Annotated in this window: 18 protein-coding genes; 8 read left to right on the top strand and 10 right to left on the bottom strand. The window is 45.9% G+C overall.

All coding sequences use genetic code 11. The annotated features are described in order from the left end of the window. The 6 genes from ELS82_RS04385 to pspF all read right to left on the bottom strand — a co-directional run bounded on the left by ELS82_RS04385 (position 1) and on the right by pspF (position 6,361). Positions 1 to 786 carry a peptide ABC transporter ATP-binding protein gene (locus ELS82_RS04385; RefSeq protein ID WP_134834371.1) on the bottom strand — a complete coding sequence of 262 codons (786 nt, stop codon included), beginning with the start codon at positions 784 to 786 and terminating at the stop codon, positions 1 to 3. After that, a complete protein-coding gene (locus ELS82_RS04380) occupies positions 783 to 1,796 on the bottom strand; it encodes a peptide ABC transporter ATP-binding protein (RefSeq protein ID WP_053438607.1) in 1,014 nt (337 codons plus the stop codon). The genes ELS82_RS04385 and ELS82_RS04380 overlap by 4 nt, the downstream gene beginning before the upstream one ends. Next, positions 1,796 to 2,683, bottom strand: coding sequence for a putrescine export ABC transporter permease SapC (sapC, locus tag ELS82_RS04375; protein ID WP_134834370.1), 888 nt, complete (start codon positions 2,681 to 2,683; stop codon positions 1,796 to 1,798). The genes ELS82_RS04380 and sapC overlap by 1 nt, the downstream gene beginning before the upstream one ends. Further along, positions 2,670 to 3,632 (bottom strand): ABC transporter permease, encoded by a 963-nt coding sequence (locus tag ELS82_RS04370; RefSeq protein ID WP_134834369.1) that lies wholly within the window; start codon positions 3,630 to 3,632, stop codon positions 2,670 to 2,672. Before ELS82_RS04370 ends, sapC begins: the two co-directional genes overlap by 14 nt. Continuing rightward, the gene (sapA, locus tag ELS82_RS04365; protein ID WP_134834368.1) at positions 3,632 to 5,251 is read right to left on the bottom strand and encodes an ABC transporter substrate-binding protein SapA; all 1,620 of its coding nucleotides are present in this window, start codon (positions 5,249 to 5,251) and stop codon (positions 3,632 to 3,634) included. Before sapA ends, ELS82_RS04370 begins: the two co-directional genes overlap by 1 nt. Positions 5,252 to 5,365: 114 nt before the next feature. Next, complete coding sequence (gene pspF / locus ELS82_RS04360) at positions 5,366 to 6,361, bottom strand: phage shock protein operon transcriptional activator (RefSeq protein WP_134834367.1); 996 nt, start codon at positions 6,359 to 6,361, stop codon at positions 5,366 to 5,368. A gap of 212 nt (positions 6,362 to 6,573) precedes the next feature. Here pspF and pspA point away from each other — a divergent pair, with 212 nt between their 5' ends. The 7 genes from pspA (at position 6,574) to ELS82_RS04325 (ending at position 13,967) form a co-directional block, all read left to right on the top strand. Then, the gene (pspA, locus tag ELS82_RS04355) at positions 6,574 to 7,242 is read left to right on the top strand and encodes a phage shock protein PspA (protein ID WP_053438611.1); all 669 of its coding nucleotides are present in this window, start codon (positions 6,574 to 6,576) and stop codon (positions 7,240 to 7,242) included. A gap of 77 nt (positions 7,243 to 7,319) precedes the next feature. Further along, complete coding sequence (gene pspB, locus ELS82_RS04350; RefSeq protein WP_053438612.1) at positions 7,320 to 7,553, top strand: envelope stress response membrane protein PspB; 234 nt, start codon at positions 7,320 to 7,322, stop codon at positions 7,551 to 7,553. Continuing rightward, a complete protein-coding gene (gene pspC / locus ELS82_RS04345; protein WP_208733136.1) occupies positions 7,516 to 7,935 on the top strand; it encodes an envelope stress response membrane protein PspC in 420 nt (139 codons plus the stop codon). Before pspB ends, pspC begins: the two co-directional genes overlap by 38 nt. Positions 7,936 to 8,122: 187 nt before the next feature. Continuing rightward, positions 8,123 to 9,154, top strand: coding sequence for an efflux RND transporter periplasmic adaptor subunit (locus ELS82_RS04340; protein WP_134834365.1), 1,032 nt, complete (start codon positions 8,123 to 8,125; stop codon positions 9,152 to 9,154). Between the two features lies 1 nt (position 9,155). After that, positions 9,156 to 10,244, top strand: coding sequence for an efflux RND transporter periplasmic adaptor subunit (locus ELS82_RS04335; RefSeq protein ID WP_134834364.1), 1,089 nt, complete (start codon positions 9,156 to 9,158; stop codon positions 10,242 to 10,244). Beyond that, a complete protein-coding gene (vmeI, locus tag ELS82_RS04330; RefSeq protein ID WP_134834363.1) occupies positions 10,237 to 13,338 on the top strand; it encodes an efflux RND transporter permease subunit VmeI in 3,102 nt (1,033 codons plus the stop codon). The genes ELS82_RS04335 and vmeI overlap by 8 nt, the downstream gene beginning before the upstream one ends. 65 nt (positions 13,339 to 13,403) lie before the next feature. Next, positions 13,404 to 13,967, top strand: a complete 564-nt coding sequence (locus ELS82_RS04325) for a DNA-3-methyladenine glycosylase I (RefSeq protein WP_134834362.1) — start codon at positions 13,404 to 13,406, stop codon at positions 13,965 to 13,967. Between the two features lie 42 nt (positions 13,968 to 14,009). Here the strand turns inward: ELS82_RS04325 and ELS82_RS04320 are convergent, their stop codons facing one another. The 4 genes from ELS82_RS04320 to cls form a co-directional block, all read right to left on the bottom strand. Further along, a complete protein-coding gene (locus ELS82_RS04320) occupies positions 14,010 to 14,864 on the bottom strand; it encodes a lipase secretion chaperone (protein ID WP_134834361.1) in 855 nt (284 codons plus the stop codon). Between the two features lie 10 nt (positions 14,865 to 14,874). Further along, complete coding sequence (locus ELS82_RS04315) at positions 14,875 to 15,810, bottom strand: esterase/lipase family protein (protein WP_134834360.1); 936 nt, start codon at positions 15,808 to 15,810, stop codon at positions 14,875 to 14,877. 236 nt (positions 15,811 to 16,046) lie between these two features. Further along, complete coding sequence (locus ELS82_RS04310) at positions 16,047 to 17,252, bottom strand: cystathionine beta-lyase (protein ID WP_134834359.1); 1,206 nt, start codon at positions 17,250 to 17,252, stop codon at positions 16,047 to 16,049. A gap of 67 nt (positions 17,253 to 17,319) precedes the next feature. Then, a complete protein-coding gene (gene cls, locus ELS82_RS04305) occupies positions 17,320 to 18,774 on the bottom strand; it encodes a cardiolipin synthase (protein ID WP_134834358.1) in 1,455 nt (484 codons plus the stop codon). Between the two features lie 368 nt (positions 18,775 to 19,142). Here cls and ELS82_RS04300 point away from each other — a divergent pair, with 368 nt between their 5' ends. After that, entirely contained in the window at positions 19,143 to 20,573 is a 1,431-nt protein-coding gene (locus tag ELS82_RS04300; protein ID WP_134834357.1) for a sodium-dependent transporter, read from the top strand. The last annotated feature ends 38 nt before the right edge of the window (positions 20,574 to 20,611 follow it).

Genomic DNA, 20,611 nt, shown 5'->3' with positions numbered 1-20,611 from the left:
CTATTTAAAGCATGTTGCCTTATTAAAATGACTTTCAACCAGTCGCTGAGTGATAGGGTGCTCAGGGCATGAGAGAACTTGATGGGTTTCTCCGCTTTCAACCACTACGCCTTCGTGCATTACCATGATTTTATCGGTGATATGTTTCACCACCCCGATATGCTGCGATACATACACAAAGGATACGCCCATTTCTTCTTGAAGTTCCAGAAATAGGTTGATGATCTGTGAGCGCATAGCCATGTCTAAGCCGTTCAGCGCTTCATCGGCCACAATGACTGAGGGTTGTAGAATCAACGCTCTAGCAAGGCAGACACGCTGCTTTTGACCTGTTGCCAGCATTTGCGGATAGAAATAGGCATGCTCTGGTAGCAAGCCAACACGCAGCAAGGTTTCTTTGACACGTTTAATACGCGCTTCAGGAGGCATGCTGGTGTTTCGTTTGAGCGGACCTTCTAAGATACGACCAATTTGAATACGTGGATTCAAAGAAGTGTTTGGATCTTGGAAAATCATCCGAATCAATTTACAACGCGTTGAGTAATCTTCGTGCTCTAACAGCTCGCCATTAACGCGAATCTCACCTGAAGTTGGCTCAACCACGCCAGAGAGCATACGCGCAAGGGTCGACTTACCCGAACCATTTTGGCCAATAAATCCAATGGTTTGTCCCGCTTCAAGGCTAAAGCTGACAGGTTTGACCGCCTCTTGAACTTTTTTGCGAAACAGACCAGAACGAGTGATAAACGACTTAGAAAGATCGGTTACTTCTAATAGTGCGCTCATACTTTTTTCTTCTCCCGCTCTTTAGGCGAATGGTTCAATGGGAAGTGACAAGCAAATTTATGGTTCTTAATACGGCGAGTCATTGGTATTTCGACGCATTGGCGCTGAGCATACGGGCAGCGCGGACCCAGTCGGCAACCAATCGGGAGGTGCTGAAGTGGTGGGATGGTGCCAGGCAATGATTGAAGCTTCTCTTTGTGAGGGATCCAATCACTAAAATCAGGCATCGCTTTCAGTAGAGCAACCGTATATGGGTGCTTAGGTTTCTCTAAAATTTTCTTGGTATCGGCCGATTCAACCGATTGACCGCAGTACATCACGGTAATACGGTTTGCCCACTGGGTAATCGTGGTTAAGTCGTGACCGATTAGCATGATTGAGGTGTTGTGCACTTGGTTCATACGACTCAACAATCGTAAGATCTGCGATTGGGTAATTGGGTCTAAGTCGTTAGTTGGCTCGTCGGCAATCAGCAACTTAGGCTTAGCCGCGATAGCCATCGCAATCATGATCTTTTGACATTCCCCATCAGTTAACTCGTATGGGTAGCTACTCATGATTTGCTTATGATCTTTAATACCAACTTTGTGCAGTAGGGCAATAGCTTGCTTTTTGCGCCACTTAAAGCGCTCCCACCATTTACCTTCAAATGAACGTGAAGGAATGGCTTCAATCAGCTGGCTACCCACTTCTTCTGACGGGTCTAAACATGTCGACGGTTCTTGGAAAATCATCGCGATATCACGGGCGATAACGCGTCGACGCTCTTTCGGTGTCAGTTGCAGAAGGTCAACATTACCTAAGCGCATTCGGTCAGCAGTCACTTTCCAGTTATCTTTACAGACGCCAACGATCGCTTTTGCAACTAAACTCTTGCCTGAGCCAGACTCACCCACAAGACCGCGTATTTCACCTTCGTTAAGGGTCAGGCTCATACGATCAACGGCTTTCATCATGCCCTGCGGAGTTTCAATCTCAATCGTCAGATGTCGAATATCAAGTAATGGCATTATTCGATCCCCGCATTCAGTGCTTGGCGAACACCTTCACCAACAAGGTTAATCACAATAACGGTAAACATGATCGCCAGACCCGGCAGTGTCACTGTCCAAGGCGCTAAGTAGATAAGCTCAACGGAGTCACCCAAAATGGCGCCCCATTCCGTACTCGGTGCTTGTGCGCCTAAGCCTAAGAAACCCAGTGCGGTGATGTCGAGAATCGCAATAGACAGCGCTAAGGTGATTTCAGAGGCGATCACAACCAAGATGTTGGGTAGTATCGAGTTCCACAGCAAGTAAAAGTCGTTTGCGCCATCTAAGCGCGCCGCCATGATGTAATCTTTTTCAACTTCGGTATGAACCGCAATATAGACTGAGCGAATGAAGCGGGGGATCAGCGCCAAGCAGATCGCGAGTAAGATATTGAATTCGCCAAAGCCTAAAAATGCGACGAAGATAATCGCCAGTAGCAACGACGGAATCGACATAACGGTATCGAGTAAGTGGTTAAGCGTGCTCGATAGTAAGCCTTTAGTCATACCCGCTAATACGCCAATAATGCAGCCAATGAAGGAGGCAATCAGGGTGATGATCACCGCAGCGCCAAACGTGAGCTGAGTGCCTTCAATCAGGCGAGAGAGAATATCACGGCCCAAATCATCAGTACCCAAGAAATACTCGACCGTTCCTGCTGGATTCCATGATGGTGGTACAAGCAGTTCGCCCGTTTGAGCTTGTGGATCATGTGGCGTTATCCAAGGTGATACCAGTGTCAGCAATACGATGAGTAATAAACACCACAAGCCGAACATCGCTAGGTTGTTTGCGCGGAAGCTACGCCAAAAGCGCTCGAACTGAGTAGGGATGCGCTCTTCTTGATATACGTTATCGGTTAGCATACCACTCTTTCCTTACCAACGGGTTAATCATAGCGCCAATCAAATCAGACAGGATGTTAGCGGTCAGCACGAATGTCGCAACGACGATAACGCCAGCTTGAATCGCGACATAATCTTGATTAGAGAGGGCATCAAGTAACCAGCGGCCAATACCCGGCCAGTTAAAGATAGATTCGGTGATAATCGCTAGGGTTAACATGCTTGAAAGCTGTACGCCAATTTTTGGAATGATGGGTGGAATGGCATTTCTGAGTACATGCTGAGTGACGATCTCACGAGTAGAGAGGCCTTTGATTCGCGCCGCTCGAATGTAGTTTTGCCCCATCACTTCAGCGACAGAGGTACGCATCAAGCCGATAACTTGTGTCGTCGGGGCTAGTGCCAGCACCAAACACGGCAGGATTAAGTGTTCAATGACGCTTTGTAATGCGTGAGCGCGGTATTTGCCATCAGCAAAGAAGGCGTCAATGAGAGCAAATCCAGTCACGTGTTCAATCTGGTAGAGCAAGTCATAACGGCCTGCGACAGGGAAGATTTCCCAATGTAGGGAGAACACCATGATCATCAACAGCGCAATCCAAAACAGCGGCGCAGAGTAGCCTGACATTGAGGTAAATGAGATTGCGGTATCAATCCACTTACCTTGCTTCATTCCCGCAACTGTGCCAATCGGAATACCGATCAGCAAGGAAAGAACAAAGGCGATAAAACACAGCTCTAGCGTTGCCGGGAAGACAATCTGCAGCTCGTCAATAATTGGAATTCCCGCTTTATTCACTCCAAAGTTCAGCTGCATCAACTCACCTAAGTAGGTTGACCAACCACTCCAGAAATCTTGAATAGCCCAAGGTGATTGAGGTTCAAGTCGCAGTAGACTAAAACCCACCATCGTCAAAATAAGCAAGGTGATGATAAACAGGTTCAAACGTCGAACAGTGTATAACAGCATTACTGAACCCTCTCGACGGTATCAAACGGCTGAGCATTAAATGGGCTCACTTTAAATCCTTGTAAAGAACGATCGTGAGCTTGCATCTGCATTCCGTGGTTGAGCGGGATGACAGGGAACTCTTCGTTCAAGATGTTTTGCGCTTGTTTATACAGGTTGAGTCTGTAGCGGGGCTTGTCGACCTCTAGCGCAAGATCAAGTAGGAAGTCAAAATCTGGGTTACACCAGCTTGAAACGTTCAGCCCAGCCCGTTTCGAGTCACACGAAAGTAGCGGTCTGAAAAAGTTATCAGGATCGCCGGTATGCGCGCTCCAGCCCGTCAGATAAAGGTCTATATAGGTATTTTCGCTGAGGTTACTACGATCGAAACGATCGTCCGTCATCAACTTAAGCTTAATGCCCACATCAGCAAGGTTAGCTTGGATGAGCTCAGCTGTCTTTCTTGGACTTGGATTATAGGCTTTAGGTTCGAGAGGGACTGACATCGTCAGCTCTAGCCCTTTGCTGTAACCTGCTTCTCTAAGCAGTGCGATAGCGTAGTTACGATCATAGCGAATGTGCACCGCATCTTTATGGTACGCCCAAGAAGATGGTGGCAGTACCGAATAGGCCTGACTACCCGTTCCGTAGTAAACCGAATCAAGGATGTTCTGGCGGTTGATAGCGTAATTGAGAGCTTTGCGAACCCGCGCATCATTGAGCGCAGGGTGAGAAGTATTTACGGCCACGAAAGAAATATTCATCGCAGGTTTTGCCGTCAACTCAACGTGTTCATTCTTCTCGATAATCGGCAGTTGGCTAGAAAGAGGTGAGTTGAGCACATCACACTCTTTTCTCAGTAATTTGGCTAAGGTACCCGTACCGCGCTGCGAAATATCGAACACCACTTGATCCATCTTCGGTGAACCACCCCAGTAACCATTATGGCGTTTTAGACGAATCAAATCGTTAACTTGGTATTCAGCGAGATAAAATGGCCCAGTGCCAACAGGGTGACTGTCGAGCATGCCTTTTTCGTCACTTATTTCGAGTTGCCCCGCGTACTCTTTAGAGAGGATAACTGCGTGGCTGGTGGCGATATTTGATAAGAAACTATTATCAGGGCGACTAAGAGTGAATTTGACTCTGTGTTTTGACAGAGCAACAACATCCACAACCAAGTTCTGAAAATCGATACCACTAAACCAAGGGTATAAACCACTGCCCACATAGTGGAATGGGTTAGTACTGTCGATGATGCGGCGGAAACTGAACACGACGTCGTCCGCATTCATTGCGCGAGACGGGGTAAACCAAGCAGTGGTTTGAAACTGAACGTTTTTACGCAGCTCGAAAATGTACTCGGTACCTTGTTGATTGACTTGCCACGAACTCGCCAAGCTAGGTTTTGGCTGATATGTCTTATTGTCTAACGTCAACAATGTATTGAATAGCTGAGGACTGAGCGTCTCAGGTGTGATACCGCTATCAACCAATTGAGGGTTGAACGTATCTGGTCCACCTTGACCACAATAGACAAAACCCTTCTGACGGATTTTGTCATGATCAATCTCTTCGCCACAGCCTGCTAATAGACCGAGACTAAATAAACCTAATGTAAACTGTATGAATACTTTCATAGAAAGAACTTGTCTGAGACAAAGCGCAATGGAACTGGCCATTATGCCTTAAGATCCTAATAATTTACCACTATTTACCGCTTGGAACGATAGTAAAACCACAAATTTGGTGGGTTAACTGTCGTTGCTGATGTCGTACTTACGTACCATCCCTCGCAATTGGTGATAGCTCAGCTCCAAAAGCTCTGCCGCTTTCTTCTGGTTGTACTGACTCTGAACCAATGCTGCTTTAAGTATGAGTTGGTCTTGGTCTTCTTGCCACTGCTTATAGCTGAGTGGAAATTGAAATGATTGTGCCGCGGTTAGTTCTGGTGGTTGGCTATTTGCGTCTGCGGGGTCTTGCCAACTTGATTGGAAAGGGTCAAAGACCAATTCGTCGATTGGGGTATCTTGCATACCATGTTGATAGACGGCGCGCTCAATGACGTTTTTTAGCTCGCGAACGTTGCCGGGCCATGGGTAATCGAGTAAGTCTTGCTCTGCAGACGAAGTGAATCCAACAAAGTATTCAAAGCCGAGTTCACGACACATTTTGATGGCGTAGTATTCCGCGAGCAGCAAGATATCTTCTTGGCGCTCTCTAAGAGGCGGAAGGTGAATCACATCAAATGCCAGTCGATCGAGTAAATCCGCGCGAAAACCGCCCTGTGCTGCCATTTGGGGCAAGTCGGCATTGGTGGCGCAGACAAGTCGTACATTGGCGTTGAGCAGTTGGTGCCCACCGACACGTTCATATTGACCGTATTCAATCACGCGAAGTAATTTTTCTTGCACCAGTAAAGGCGCCGTCGCGAGTTCATCGAGAAACAAGGTGCCGTTTTCTGCACGCTCGAAGCGACCTTTATGGCGACCTTTTGAACCAGTAAATGAGCCTTGTTCATGGCCAAATAATTCGGAGTCAATCAACCCTTCGCTTAAGGTCGAGCAGTTTAGCGAGATAAGTGGCTGATCCCAGCGCTTGGATAAGTAATGGAGTCGCTGAGCAATCAGTTCTTTACCTGTGCCGCGCTCACCAATAATGAGTACAGGGCGTTCGATTGCTGCCAATTTAGATACTTTATCCAGTACCGATAGGAAAGCGGGCGACTCTCCAATCAAGTTTTGTTGCATGACTGACTCCGTGGCGAAATTTACCTACTGTTGGTTAAATTCATCACAGGAAGCGTAGGATTGCAATGTGCTATTTGTTAAGTGTTTGATTTTTATTGTTTTAAAAGTTGGCACGTTAATTGGAATATTACATAGCATTAGGTAACACTAAACGAATTTATACGGAGTACAGTTGACTGTGTTCCAATATTATCAACATAAGGAGCCTCGCTATGGGTATTTTCTCTCGATTTGCAGACATCGTTAATTCAAACATCAGTGCTCTATTAGATAAAGCTGAAGATCCAGAAAAGATGATTCGTCTCATCATCCAAGAAATGGAAGACACACTGGTAGAAGTGCGTACTAATTCTGCAAAAGCCATTGCGGATAAAAAAGAGCTAGCACGTAAAGTAGAATCTATTGAAGCGACCATTGAAGAGTGGCAAAACAAGGCAACATTAGCGTTGGCGAAACAGCGTGAAGATTTAGCTCGCGCCGCACTGATTGAAAAGCAAAAGCTACAAGATATGCTTAAAGGCCTTCACACTGAGCAAACTTTAGTAGAAGAAACCATTGAAAAGCTAACTGGCGAGATTGGTAAGTTAGAAACCAAGATTACTGAGACTCGCGCCAAGCAACAAGCATTAGCAATTCGTAGCCAAACTGCATCAAACCGTCGTGACGTGCAAAAGCATCTCCACACGGCAAGAACAAGCGAAGCTATGGCTAAGTTTGAGCAGTACTCACGTAAGATTGATGAAATGGAAGCGGAAGCCGACTTGTACGCAAAAACTGGCAATGCAAAATCTCTTGATCAGGAATTTGCCGAGCTTCAAGCGCAAGATGAGATTGAAAAAGAGCTAGAGAAATTGAAGCAGCAAATGGAAGATAAAAAGTAATTCCTGTTTGTTTTTGTTAGGTTAGCTAGGTAGATGGGTGCTAAGCCCACTCATCTTCCCCATTTAAGGAGTTATATATGTCGTCATTTCTAATCGCTGGTCCGTTAATTGTCTTTCTCATTTTCGTTGCCCCGTTATGGCTGTTTTTGCATTACAGAAGTAAAAAGAATGCCAGTACTGGGTTATCGCAAGAAGACTTGCAGCGTCTAGAGTCACTATCTGAGAAAGCAGAAAACATGCAAAAGCGTGTTGATACCTTAGAGCGAATTCTTGATGCGGAGTCGCCAAGTTGGAGACGCCGTTATGACTAAACGAGAGCTTTATAGAGATACGGTCAATGGCAAGATCACCGGGGTTTGTGCTGGTCTTGCTAACTACTTTTCATTAGAAGTGTGGCTAGTGAGAATCCTAGTGATTTCTGCGGCGCTATTAGGAGGGAGCTTCCTAGTATTGCTCGCTTATATCGCAATGACGCTCATGATTGAAAAGCAGCCGAAAAATTATGTCGAAGCGATGAAAGCAGAGCAAGAGCACAAGCTGAAAAATAAACCGTGGAAGCAAGGCCAGACACCAGAGCTATTGCTAAACACAATAGAAAAAGATTTCTCTCAGCTAGAAACGCAGGTACGCAACCTAGAGGCCTATGTGACCTCAGATGCATTTAAAGTCGATCGAGAGTTTAAATCGCTGTAACTCCACTTTTTAAGGCACTCTATGCTTAGAGTGCTTTTTTCATAATTATTCTTTGTTCGCTTTTGCGACATTGTCGCCATACACAAGCAAATTATTAATTTTCATAATAATTTACTGCCATCGCTATGGAAGTCACGTTAGCATTCATCTATCTTTGTACCTAATAGATACAAATGGATGATTGACTATGCATAAATCTGTTTTGCTTCTTGCAATAACGGCCGCTTTGAGTGGCTGTGGCAAGGAGCTTCCACCTGTTCCTGAGCCTGATTCTAGGCCCGCAAAATTATTTACAGTTTCCGTTGGCAATGCCCAGTTTGAACGAACTTTTCCTGCAACTTCTGAAGCTGGCGATAAAGCTGTCCTCGCATTCCGCGTACCTGGCCAAATGCAATCGATAGATGTATTAGCTGGACAGCCCGTTAAAAAAGGCGATGTCCTCGCATCCTTAAACCCAGACGAATACACCTTGTTGGCTAAACAGGCCGAAGCGCAATTTCGTTTAGCGGATGTTCAATATCAGCGTTATAAAAAGCTACGTAAAGATAAAGTCGTCTCTGAACAAGACTTTGACCAAGCGAAAGCGAATCATAACTCAGCCAAAGCAACGTTAGAGCAAGCGAAAGCTAATCTACGCTACACACAGCTTGTTGCTCCTTATGAGGGAACCATCTCTCTTATTCCTGCCGAAACCCATGAGTACATTGCAGCGAAACAAGGTGTAATGAACATTCAAACTAACCAACTGATGAAGGTGATCTTTCAACTGCCGGATCATTTGTTGAATCGATTTGCCAGTGGCGTGAACTTAGCCGCGACCATGACGTTTGATGCCTTTCCACAAAATCAATACGAATTAATTTTCCAAGAAGTCGACACTGAAGCGGATCCTAAAACGGGCTCGTATAAGGTGACCATGGTGATGGAAAGGCCAAGTGATGTCGGTATTTTACCGGGCATGGCTGGAGCAGTTCATGTTGCGGTTGAATCAACCGGTGCAACGAGAATACCAGAGTCGGCGCTGATGGATGAAAATGGCCAAATGTACGTATGGCGCGTTGATGAACAAGGTATTGTCGCTAAGGCTCAAGTCGAGCTCAATGACAAGCGCCAAGTTGAAAGCGGCTTAAATGAAGGTGACCAGATCATTACTTCTGGTGTGGCAGGGATCGAACCGGGAATTAAGGTTCGTGAATGGGTTAAAGAGCGAGGCCTATAAGATGAAGCAATGGATAAATCTATGCGCATTGTCGACGGCAGCGCTTTTGGCTGGCTGTGGCGGTGAACAACAGTATGTTGATTTTGGTGCGCCTAAAGTGAAGGTGTTTGAACTTTCCGGTAGTGATGTGCAAGAAGACCGACTCTATTTTCCTGCGGTAGCGAACGCGGCAGAACGTTCACATTTGAGTTTCCGCGTTGCAGGGGAAATCAGCAAGATCTATGTCAAAGAGGGTGACCAGCTTAAAAAAGGCGATTTGATTGCCGAGTTGGATCCAACCGACTATCAATTGGATGTAGATAATGCCACCGCTCGCTATAGCGTTGTTAATAGTCAGTACAAGCGTTCGAAACCTCTAGTTGAAAAAGGGCTGCTGGCGAAATCTCAATTTGATGAAATTGCCGCTAACAGACAGATAGCTTATGCAGAGCTGGAGTTATCAAAGCTACGCCTGTCGTTTACCAAGCTAAAAGCCCCCGTTGACGGAATTATTTCCCGCGTCAGTGCCGATCAGTTTGAGAATATTCAAGTGGGCCAGCAAGTGGTGAATATTCATAGTGTCGAAGACGTTGAAGTATTGATTCAGCTACCTGACCGTTTATACGTGAATCAACCAAGCCAAACGGCACTTGAGAAGGTTAACGCGTATGTGAAGGTCCCGAGTGGCAATGAATACAGCGCGCGAATTAAGGAATTCACCACAGAGCCAGATCCTGCTACTGGGACCTTTACCGTGACGTTATCACTGCCAATGCCAGAAAATGAATACATCCTTGATGGTATGGCGGTATCGGTGACATCAAAAGGTGAAGACATTGGCCTTGACCTCAATGCGGGGGTACGAATTCCGATTGAAGCGATCTTCAATGGCGATGGTGATGAACTTGGGCGAGATAATAAATACGTTTGGACTCTCAACTCAGATAACACGGTAACTAAGCAATTAGTGAAAACAGGTAAAGCGAGTAAAGATGCCGTGCAGATTTTAGAAGGTTTGACCAATGAGCAAGTCGTTGTGATTGCGGGTGTGTCGCGATTAACCGAAGGACTAGAAGTTGAAGTGATCGAGCAGGAGGCTGGTAATGAGTGATAACAAAGTGAACTCGCCTCAAAGCGATGACGATATCACAGGGATCGCGGCGTATTTTATTCGCAATCGCGTAATCAGTTGGATGATCTCACTGATCTTTCTTATTGGCGGTGCCGCTGCTTTCTTTGGCTTAGGCCGATTAGAAGATCCGGCGTTTACCATTAAAGATGCCATGGTGGTGACTTCTTACCCAGGTGCAACGCCTCAGCAAGTGGAAGAAGAGGTGACTTACCCACTTGAGAAAGCGATTCAGCAGCTAACCTATGTTGACGAAGTGAACTCCATTTCAAGCCGTGGGTTATCTCAGATCACCGTGACCATGAAAAATAACTATGGTCCTGATGACTTACCTCAGATCTGGGATGAACTGCGTCGTAAAGTTAATGACTTGAAAGGGCAATTGCCGCCTGGGGTGAACGATCCTCAGGTTATCGATGATTTCGGTGATGTTTACGGGATCTTATTAGCGGTAACAGGTGATGGTTATAGCTATAAAGAGCTGCTTGATTATGTGGATTATTTGAGGCGTGAGCTAGAGCTGATTGATGGGGTGAGTAAAGTCTCGGTGTCGGGTCAGCAGCAAGAGCAAGTCTTTATCGAGGTGTCGATGAAGCGCCTAAGTAGCTTAGGCCTCTCGCCAAATACCGTATTTAATTTACTCTCGACCCAGAACGTGGTCTCTGATGCCGGCGCCATTCGAATTGGTGACGAATATGTTCGTATTCATCCAACCGGTGAGTTCCAAAATGTCGACCAGTTAGGTGATTTGATCATTACTGAAAGTGGTGCTCAGGGCCTCATTTACTTGAAAGACGTTGCGGAGATTAAGCGCGGCTATGTTGAAGTGCCGACCAACATCATCACATTCAATGGTGACCTTGCGCTGAACCTAGGGGTTTCATTCGCCCAAGGAGTCAACGTGGTTGAGGTAGGCAAGCGCTTTGACCGCCGCTTAGCAGAATTGAAGTTCCAACAACCTGTTGGCGTTGATATTTCTGAAATCTACAGCCAGCCAAAAGAGGTGGATAAATCCGTTAGCGGCTTTGTTGTCAGTCTAGGCCAGGCGGTTGCGATTGTAATCATTGTTCTGCTGTTCTTTATGGGCTTACGCTCTGGTCTGTTGATTGGTTTGATTCTTCTGTTGACGGTACTGGGTACCTTTATCTTCATGAAGTACTTTGCCATCGATCTGCAGCGTATCTCGCTAGGTGCGTTGGTTATTGCGCTGGGTATGCTGGTGGACAATGCCATCGTGGTCGTCGAAGGGATATTGATAGGGACGCAGAAAGGCCGAACGAGGATGCAAGCGGCGACCGACATTGTGACGCAAACCAAGTGGCCTTTATTAGGGGCAACGGTTATTGCTGTTACCGCGTTTGCACCGATCGGTTTGTCTGAAGACGCAACCGGTGAATATTGTGGCACTCTATTTACCGTACTGTTGATCTCGCTAATGCTGAGTTGGTTTACCGCTATCTCGCTGACGCCGTTTTTTGCTGACATCTTCTTTAAAGGTCAGAAGTTCAAGCAAGATGGCGAAAATAGTGACCCATATAACGGTATGATTTTCGTGCTGTATAAGGGCTTCTTAGAGTTCTGTATGAAGCGCGCATGGTTGACGGTCATTGTCTTGATTCTGGGCCTTGCTGCTAGCATTGCCGGCTTTACGCAAGTTAAACAGTCATTCTTCCCTTCCTCAACAACGCCAATCTTCCAGGCAGATATTTGGCTACCAGAAGGGACAGACATTCGTGCAACTAACACCAAATTAAAGGCGTTAGAGTCATGGATTTCGGAGCAGGATGGCGTTGATCACATCACCACCACTGCCGGTAAAGGTCTGCAGCGCTTTATGCTGACTTACGCTCCAGAAAAGAGCTATGCAGCCTATGGTGAGATCACGACTCGCGTGACGGACTATGAAAAGCTTGCCGATTTGATGGCGAATTTCAGACAGCATCTTGAGAAAAACTTCCCAGAGATCAACTACAAGTTGAAGCAGATCGAATTAGGTCCAGGTGGCGGCGCTAAGATTGAAGCTCGTATTATTGGCTCTGATCCAACGATATTGCGTGGTATTGCCAAACAAGTTGAAGAGATCATGCACGCTGACCCAGGTGCGACCAACGTTCGACATGACTGGCGTGCGCGTACTAAGGTGCTAGAGCCGCAATTCAACGAAAGCCAAGCTCGTCGTTACGGTATCACGAAGTCTGATGTGGATGAGTTCTTAGCGATGTCGTTCTCAGGCAATGCGATCGGTGTTTATCGTGATGGTACAACCTTGATGCCAATTGTGGCTCGTTTGCCTGAAGATGAGCGTGTCGATATTCGCAATATCGAAGGTATGAAGATTTGGAGTCCGGCGCTGAGTGAATACATCCCACTGCAGCAAATTACAATGGGCTATGACCTACGTTGGGAAGATCCAATTATTGTGCGTAAGAACCGTAAACGTATGCTAACGGTTATGGCGGATCCGGATCTTCTTGGTGAAGAGACCGCTTCGACATTACAGAAACGTTTAATGCCGCAAATCGAAGCGATTGAAATGCCGCCAGGCTACTCGCTAGAGTGGGGTGGAGAGTATGAGTCTTCAGGTGACGCACAAGCTTCGCTATTTACCACAATGCCGATGGGTTACTTGTTTATGTTCCTAGTAACCGTGTTCCTATTCAACTCGGTCAAAGAGCCGTTGATTGTATGGTTAACGGTGCCACTAGCGATCATTGGTGTAACCACGGGTCTGCTCGCTCTGAACACCCCGTTTGGCTTTATGGCACTACTCGGTTTCTTGAGTTTGTCAGGTATGTTACTGAAAAACGGTATCGTACTGCTGGATCAGATTGAAATTGAAATGAAGTCAGGTAAAGACCCATATCTAGCGGTAGTTGACGCATCGCTTAGTCGTGTACGTCCTGTATGTATGGCGGCAATCACGACTATCTTAGGTATGATCCCACTACTGCCTGATATCTTCTTCAAACCAATGGCGGTGACCATCATGTTTGGTTTAGGCTTTGCAACTGTACTGACACTTATTGTCGTACCTGTGTTATATCGTCTATTCCACAAAGTCAAAGTGCCAAGTTAAAGAGTAACAACGAATCAAGCGCCCCTGACTAAGTTAGGGGCGTTTGTTTTTAAAGGAGATAATAGATGAGCAAGGATACAACCTGTGCATGGGCAATGAACCATGAACTAGAGCGTGAGTATCATGACGCTGAGTGGGGCGTGCCGGTTTATGATGATAACGTCCTGTTTGAGTTTATAACCTTAGAGGGTGCGCAAGCTGGCCTCAGCTGGATCACTATTCTCAAGAAGCGAGAAGGGTACCGCGCGGCATTTGAAGGCTATGATTTAAACATTCTTGCCAATTATGATGAGTCACAAGTCGAGCGAATCATTGAAAACTTCGATGTGGTTAAGCATCGAGGAAAAATTAATTCCGTGTTCAGTAACGCGCGCGCAGCACTGGCTTTAAAAGAAGAGTATGGCAGCCTATCTAATGCGCTTTGGCAGTTTGTTGATGGCAAACCCATCATCAATAACTGGACGGAAATGAGCGATGTACCTGCTTCTACTGAGCAATCAAAGACAATGAGTAAGTTCTTAAAGAAAAAGGGCTTTAAGTTTGTCGGCGAGACGATTTGCTATGCTTTCATGCAGGCAGTAGGTATGGTCGATGACCATTTGGTCGACTGTCCTAAAAAGGCAAGTTAGTGCTAATTGGCAGCCGGTATTGCGCTGCCAATGTCTGCATGCCTAGCGGCTTTGATCATGAATCCGCTCAAGCGCTTCGACCCGTCTAAGTTGTGTTGGGTCAAAGCTCTCCTCTCTAAGCTGAGTGATTTGCATGAGCTTGTCCTGCTCGGACAGAAAGTCTGATGTCAGTAACTCATCACGATGCTGTAAGTAAGAGTCAATCTTGTCTTGGAACGAAGCTCTTTGTTGATCGAGTGCTTTCAGTCGCTCTGCGCCCGCTTCTCCAACCAATTCAACTGCTGCGAGATGTTTCTGTTGGCCATCGAGCGTCGATAGAGTGGTGAGATTAACCACTAGTTGATTGTTCTTTTCTGCTTGCTGAACGTATTCAGGCATATCGACAAGCTGGTCATTGAGCAGTGCTTGTTTCTGTTCGCTAGCCAAATCATTCTGCGCTATTTTCATTTTTTCTATTGCTAGCTGGCGCAGCTGGTTCTCCTCTGCAAATAATTGCTCGATTTGCTGTTCGGAAAAGTATTCAAATTGCAGATCTAAAATGCGTAAGTGAAGTTGCTCTAAATCGACTGCCGAGAGTTGGGTTGTTTGTAAAGGCTCTAATTCGGTCAGTGCTTGTTTGTACTGTAAATAGGCCTCAAAGAGCTCTTCGTCGTCGTTGAGGTCTATGTCAGACGATGTGTGCTGACTGATTCTCTGTTTAATCTCATCGAGATTTTGCTCACCTAAACTGCTCAGTGAAAAATCGAAGAAGTGCTTTGTGCTCGTAGTATCAACCTCCACATCTGCTTGGGATTGCGCGACTGGGGCTGAAGGTGACTGTTGATCGGAGAAAAATAAGACCGCTCCTAACCCAACAGATGTCATAAGAGAAACGAAAATGAGAGCGGCCTTTTTCATCGTGTAATCCTTATAGTCCTTGCTGTTTAAGACGATTAGCGTGTTGGCGATAGAGGGTCACAGGGTCAGTTTCAAACAGATGGTGAATACCTATCAGTCCATTAATCTCATCCAAATGGTTCATCTTGTAATCGTCGCGAATTACTTTGCCTAGGTGGGTACTACATGCACTGACTAATCCATCATTAGGTTCATCAAAGGCCCATCCGAGTACTACCAAAGCACCATCAGTTGGGTCAAAAAGGTTGGTGAAAGTGGAAGAACCTGTCCAAGAGTAGTAATACACCCCATTGCTCGCGAGCAGATCGCCTTCACCACACTCAGTGTTAGGGATTCCGTATGGGTGATGTTGGTTAAAAGCTAACGAACCTTCGGTGGTTAACGCTTCGAGAGAGGCTAGTGGGTCTTGATCGAGATCTGTGCCGCCAGAAAGAAGGTTAATCAGTGTGGTGAGTCCGCCAGCAAGCTTGACGGCTAACCCTTCTAAGCCAGAGCCTTCAGGAACATTGCCTCTAACCAGATCGGCGACTTTAGAGCCTTTGTTTACACCGCCAATACTGGTAACTGATGCGATAAGATCAGGCCTTACCGAAGCAACATAACGAGCAGTTGGCCCACCATGGCTATGGCCAATTAGGTTTACTTTGGTCGCGCCAGTGGCGGCAAGCAAGGTCTCTAATTGGGCGAGGAGTTGCTCGCCTCTAACTTCAGTGCTGTTAGAGGCGGATACCTGCGCGACATAGACCGTGGCTCCATCTCTGGTTAATGAATGGGGTATTCCATAGAAATAGTCGACGCCAGCAAGGGTATCAAAGCCAAACAGTCCGTGGACTAAGACAATTGGGTATTGAGTCTGAGTGTAGCCACTCGCATGGGCAGCATTAGTGAATATTGGTTGTCCAAGTGCTAAAGCGCAAGTTAGGACAAGTGAATAGAATGGTTTCAAAGTTAGCTCCTTCTGGTATGACCTCTGATGAGATATTTAAACGTAGAAGAAAAACCAACTGATACAAATTTGGCTGGCGAGTGAAATGTTAAACTGTGATATTTAGTTAGAAAACAACAGTTTTAATTAGTGAGCAGATGAGGCAGATAACCGAGAGTGTTTTTATCAATAAAATCAGGGTGTTAAAAAGCCTCGCGAACGAGGCTTTTTGGTGGTCGTGCTTAGGTCTATAAGCTCTACGCTGTCGCTTCTTTCTCTAAGATCAACGTATTGTAGCGAGAAAGCCCTGCTTCCAAGTCTGCGATCAGATCATCGACATTTTCTAAGCCGATATGCAGGCGCACTAAGGTGCCTTCAAAGTTCGGGTTAGCCACGGTGCGCAGACTATTAAAGCTCTTTGGTTCGTTGGCTAAGATAAGACTCTCGTAACCACCCCATGAATAACCCATGCTGAAATGCTTCATGCCATCTAACAGGGCAGTGGTCGCTTTCGGGTAAGTAGTCTTCAGGACAAATGAAAACAGGCCATTACCTCCGGTAAAGTCACGCTTGAAGAATTCATGACCAGGGCAGGTTTCAAGGGCAGGGTGGCGAACATGATCGACTTCTGGGCGAGATTGTAGCCACTTGGCGACTTTTAAACTGTTTTCTGCGTGTTGGCGCAGGCGCACATCCAGCGTACGAATACCGCGTAGGCCTAAGTATGCATCATCTGGAGAAACACACTGACCCATCAAGTAACTTTGTTCACGTAACTGGTCCCAATACTTCTCGCTGGCGACTGCTGTACCCAGCATCACATCTGAGTGACCAACAATGTACTTGGTCGCGGCTTGAATTGAGATATCAACGCCATGTTCGAAAGGTGAGAAATTCACACCGGCAGCCCAAGTGTTGTCGAGCATTACGATGATCTCTTGTTCGTGCGCGATTCTTGACAGCGTAGGAACGTCTTGAACTTCCATCGTGACTGAGCCTGGTGACTCCAAAAACAGAACCTTGGTATTAGGTTTGATCAGGTCGCGGATGCCTTCGCCAATGGTCGGCTCGTAGTAAGTCGTTTCAACACCCATCTTCTTCATGATGGTGTCACAGAAATCACGTGTTGGCTCGTAACAGGTATCCACCATTAAAATATGGTCGCCAGTTTCAACAAACGAAAGAATGGCATTGGCGATGGCCGCAGTACCACAAGGGTAAAGGGCACATCCAGCGCCGCCTTCAATTTCTGTCATTGCGTCTTGGAAGGCAAAGTGGGTATTAGTACCACGGCGGCCATAGAAAAGCGTTTTATTGGCGCGGTTAATCGTCGCTTGCTGCTTTTCCGCTACAGTATCAAATACGATGGTTGACGCGCGCTGTACCGGAGGGTTTACAACTCCGTTGGTCCACTTCTTATCTCGACCTGCGGTAACGTATTTGGTCTGCTTGCTCTCTGACATTGGAAGTCCTTATCTAATCACGTATTGCCATATTTAAACCATGGCAAAGCGTGAATAGCAAGCCCGATTAAAGTAGCGGATTGAATAGATAGAAAGTGCGTTCTAAAAAGCGAGAGGATAGGGTACGTTTTTTCCACTGTTCAAAGTCGACTTGGTGTGAATTGTCGATATAGCTTTGCTGTAGCCAAAACATCTCTTTAGTGAACGCTTCGTCGTCGATCGCCAAAGTCAGTTCGAAATTGAGCCACAAACTGCGCATATCCATATTGACCGTACCCACCAAACAGAACTGCTCATCAATCACAACTGACTTGGTGTGCAATAGTCCACCGTAGAATTCGAAGATCTTAACCCCTGCGGATAATAACTCACTGTAAAAAGCGCGAGACGCCCATTGAACCATCATCGAGTCATTTTTATGTGGAATGATCAGCTCAACATTGATTCCCCTCTGTGCTGTCATTTTCAGTGTTTCCAGTAGGTCGGAACTTGGCACAAAGTAAGGGGTAGTAATGCGTACAGATTGATTTGCTTGGTTAATCGCCAGCGTCAGCACTTGAGAAATCAAATGCTCAGGCATACCGGGGCCTGATGGCACCACTTGAACAGGGTGTTGCGGTTCGTTGGGCTTGATAGAACACTCTGGTGATTGAGGGAATGCTCGTGAGCCGGTTTCTACTTCCCAGTCCCAGCAGTGGATTGCTGAAAGGACATTCACCGTTGGCCCAGTAATACGCACCATAATATCAATCCACTGGCCGACACCGGAATTTTGTTTGAAGTAGGCAGGGTCGACCAAGTTCATTGAACCTGTATAGGCAATCTTCTCATCGATAACAATTATTTTACGATGTTGTCGCAAATCGAGGCGTCTGAGGAAAATACGCCATGGGCTAACCTCAAGCGCTTGCACGACATGGATACCCGCATTACGCATCATTTGCGCCCACTGACTGCGGAAAAAGCGCGGGCTGCCCGCTGAATCGAGCAATAATTTAACATCTACCCCTCTTTTTGACGCGCGGATAAGTGCTGATGCAACGGAATCTGCCAATCCACCCGGATGCCAGATATAAAAGACCAGACGAATGCTAGTTTGCGCACTCTCAATATCTTCAATGATCGAATGAAGGATTTTATCAGGTGAGCTTTGCAAAGAGAGTGAGTTGCCCGAAAGAGCTGGTAAACCTAAGCGATTGTTACAAAGTTCATCAATTCGGTAGATGTGGCGGCCAAAGCTTTCTGGAGAGTGTGCGTGGCAGTTATTAAGGCTAGAGAACCACTTAGCGAAGGGAGCGAGCATTTCTTTGGCACGTTCGGCACGTTTGCGCCCCAAATTGAGTTCGCCAAACATGAAGTAACACGCAACACCAACAATTGGGATGATATAGATGATCATCAACCAAGCTAGAGAAACACTGACAGCGCGTCGTTTAAGTACAACGCGAATCGTCACACCCGCGACTAGAATCCAGTAAAAGGCAATCCCAGCAAGTGTAAGAAAGTGATAAAACTTTTCCATTCAATAACCTAGAAGTGTATGGCACTCCCAATAGTAGAACTCAACAGGAACAACGACAAGCAGGATTTTCGCAAATCAGCTAATCATGGCTATAGATTAATAGATAGGACAAATCTGTTAGGTGAATGTTAAAACTGGTGTGTAATACATGTTAAAGGCTAAAAAAACAGCATTTAAACATATTAATTACATTTGTGGTGGGAAAATATACTTTTTTGACTTCCAATTTTATTCCTAAACTGGTTTACTTGCTACAACGTTAGCGTCACTCAAAATTCTAATAAGTGTAAAAATATATTTACAATCACTTTTCTAGACGCCTAACAGAAGCAAACACAACTTATAAAATGATTTTAATGGAGTAAATCGTGGCTACTAGTACAAGTGCACAGCCCCGTGATACATGGGGGTCTAAATTAGGCTTCGTAATGGCTGCAGCAGGTTCAGCTGTAGGTCTTGGCAACATTTGGAAGTTTCCTTATACAGCGGGTGAAAGTGGTGGTGGTGCATTCGTTGCTATCTACCTAATTTTTGTAATTTTTATCGGCTTTAGCGTAATGCTTACAGAATTCGCTATTGGTCGTAAGACAGGTCTATCAGCAGTAGGTGCGTTTAAATCGACTGACCGTCGTTGGACGTTTACTGGTGTTATGGGTGTGCTTAGTGGCCTACTAATCATGGGTTTCTACCCTGTAGTAGGTGGTTGGGCGCTTGCTTATATCTTCAAAGTGGGTGGTGGTCTACTGAACACGCCTGAAGCAATCGGTGATAGCTTCGGTGGTTTCATCTCTGACCCAGTACAGCCACTAATGTGGATGGGTATTTACCTAGTGCTAAACATCGCTATCGTAATGAAAGGTATTTCTGGCGGTATCGAGAAAGCAGGTAAGGTATTAATGCCTCTTCTATTCCTGATCCTTATCTTTGTATCTGTTAAAGGCCTAATGCTTCCAGGTGCAATGGCGGGTCTAGAATTCCTATTCATGCCAGACTTCTCGAAAGTAGACAGCAATGTAGTACTTGCTGCTCTTGGTCAGGCGTTCTTCTCTCTATCACTAGGTATGGGTTGTATGTTGACATACGGTTCTTACCTGAAGAAGAAAGAGAACCTTGTTCAAACGACAGGTATGGTTACGGCAATGGATACAGGCGTTGCGATTCTAGCTGGTGTAGCTATGTTCCCAGCAATGTTCGCATTCGGTATGGAGCCAGCAGCAGGCCCAGGTCTAGTATTCGTAGTGGTTCCTCAGCTATTTGCTGAAATGGGCGGGGTGATTGGTTTCCTAATCGCTCTAATGTTCTTCCTTGGTCTAACGGTAGCTGCACTGACATCTTCTGTATCTCTACTTGAAGTTGTAGTGTCTTACCTAATCGATGAAAAAGGCATGAAGCGTTCAACAGCGGTTATTTCTGCAAGTTCAGTAATGGCAACGCTATGTGTGTTCGCATCACTATCACTAGGTGGTGTTGGTCCAACACTATTCGGTACTGGCGCGTTCGATATCTTCGACCTACTAACAGATAAGATCTTCCTAGCTGTTGGCGGTATGTTGGTATGTATCTTCGCTGGCTGGCGTCTAAACCGTGCTGAGCTAGAGAAAGAGATCACTAACGACGGTGAAGTATCTTTCCCACTGTTCGGTCTATGGTACAACCTAGTTAAGTACGTAATTCCAGTAGCAATCGCAATCGTAGCGTTTATGGGCATCAAGTCTGGCTTTGATAGCGGTAAAGGTGAAATCATGCTCTTAGGTATTGGTATCATCGCTCTAGCAGGTTTGTTCTCTAAGAAGCTATAAAGCGACTCAGACAATCTGAAATAAGCAAAAACCTCCCA

It is taken from the genome of Vibrio ouci (genome assembly GCF_004551525.1).
GTDB classification, from domain to species: domain Bacteria; phylum Pseudomonadota; class Gammaproteobacteria; order Enterobacterales; family Vibrionaceae; genus Vibrio; species Vibrio ouci.
Note: the sequence above shows the minus strand (reverse complement) of the source record. Positions and strands in the feature narration are given on the sequence as shown.

Bases quoted from the DNA above. Each gene is read 5' to 3' on its own strand.
- ELS82_RS04385 (WP_134834371.1), bottom strand. From the start codon at position 786: ATGAGCGCACTATTAGAAGTAACCGATCTTTCTAAGTCGTTTATCACT.
- ELS82_RS04380 (WP_053438607.1), bottom strand. From the start codon at position 1,796: ATGCCATTACTTGATATTCGACATCTGACGATTGAGATTGAAACTCCG.
- sapC (WP_134834370.1), bottom strand. From the start codon at position 2,683: ATGCTAACCGATAACGTATATCAAGAAGAGCGCATCCCTACTCAGTTC.
- ELS82_RS04370 (WP_134834369.1), bottom strand. From the start codon at position 3,632: ATGCTGTTATACACTGTTCGACGTTTGAACCTGTTTATCATCACCTTG.
- sapA (WP_134834368.1), bottom strand. From the start codon at position 5,251: ATGAAAGTATTCATACAGTTTACATTAGGTTTATTTAGTCTCGGTCTA.
- pspF (WP_134834367.1), bottom strand. From the start codon at position 6,361: ATGCAACAAAACTTGATTGGAGAGTCGCCCGCTTTCCTATCGGTACTG.
- pspA (WP_053438611.1), top strand. From the start codon at position 6,574: ATGGGTATTTTCTCTCGATTTGCAGACATCGTTAATTCAAACATCAGT.
- pspB (WP_053438612.1), top strand. From the start codon at position 7,320: ATGTCGTCATTTCTAATCGCTGGTCCGTTAATTGTCTTTCTCATTTTC.
- pspC (WP_208733136.1), top strand. From the start codon at position 7,516: ATGCGGAGTCGCCAAGTTGGAGACGCCGTTATGACTAAACGAGAGCTT.
- ELS82_RS04340 (WP_134834365.1), top strand. From the start codon at position 8,123: ATGCATAAATCTGTTTTGCTTCTTGCAATAACGGCCGCTTTGAGTGGC.
- ELS82_RS04335 (WP_134834364.1), top strand. From the start codon at position 9,156: ATGAAGCAATGGATAAATCTATGCGCATTGTCGACGGCAGCGCTTTTG.
- vmeI (WP_134834363.1), top strand. From the start codon at position 10,237: ATGAGTGATAACAAAGTGAACTCGCCTCAAAGCGATGACGATATCACA.
- ELS82_RS04325 (WP_134834362.1), top strand. From the start codon at position 13,404: ATGAGCAAGGATACAACCTGTGCATGGGCAATGAACCATGAACTAGAG.
- ELS82_RS04320 (WP_134834361.1), bottom strand. From the start codon at position 14,864: ATGAAAAAGGCCGCTCTCATTTTCGTTTCTCTTATGACATCTGTTGGG.
- ELS82_RS04310 (WP_134834359.1), bottom strand. From the start codon at position 17,252: ATGTCAGAGAGCAAGCAGACCAAATACGTTACCGCAGGTCGAGATAAG.
- cls (WP_134834358.1), bottom strand. From the start codon at position 18,774: ATGGAAAAGTTTTATCACTTTCTTACACTTGCTGGGATTGCCTTTTAC.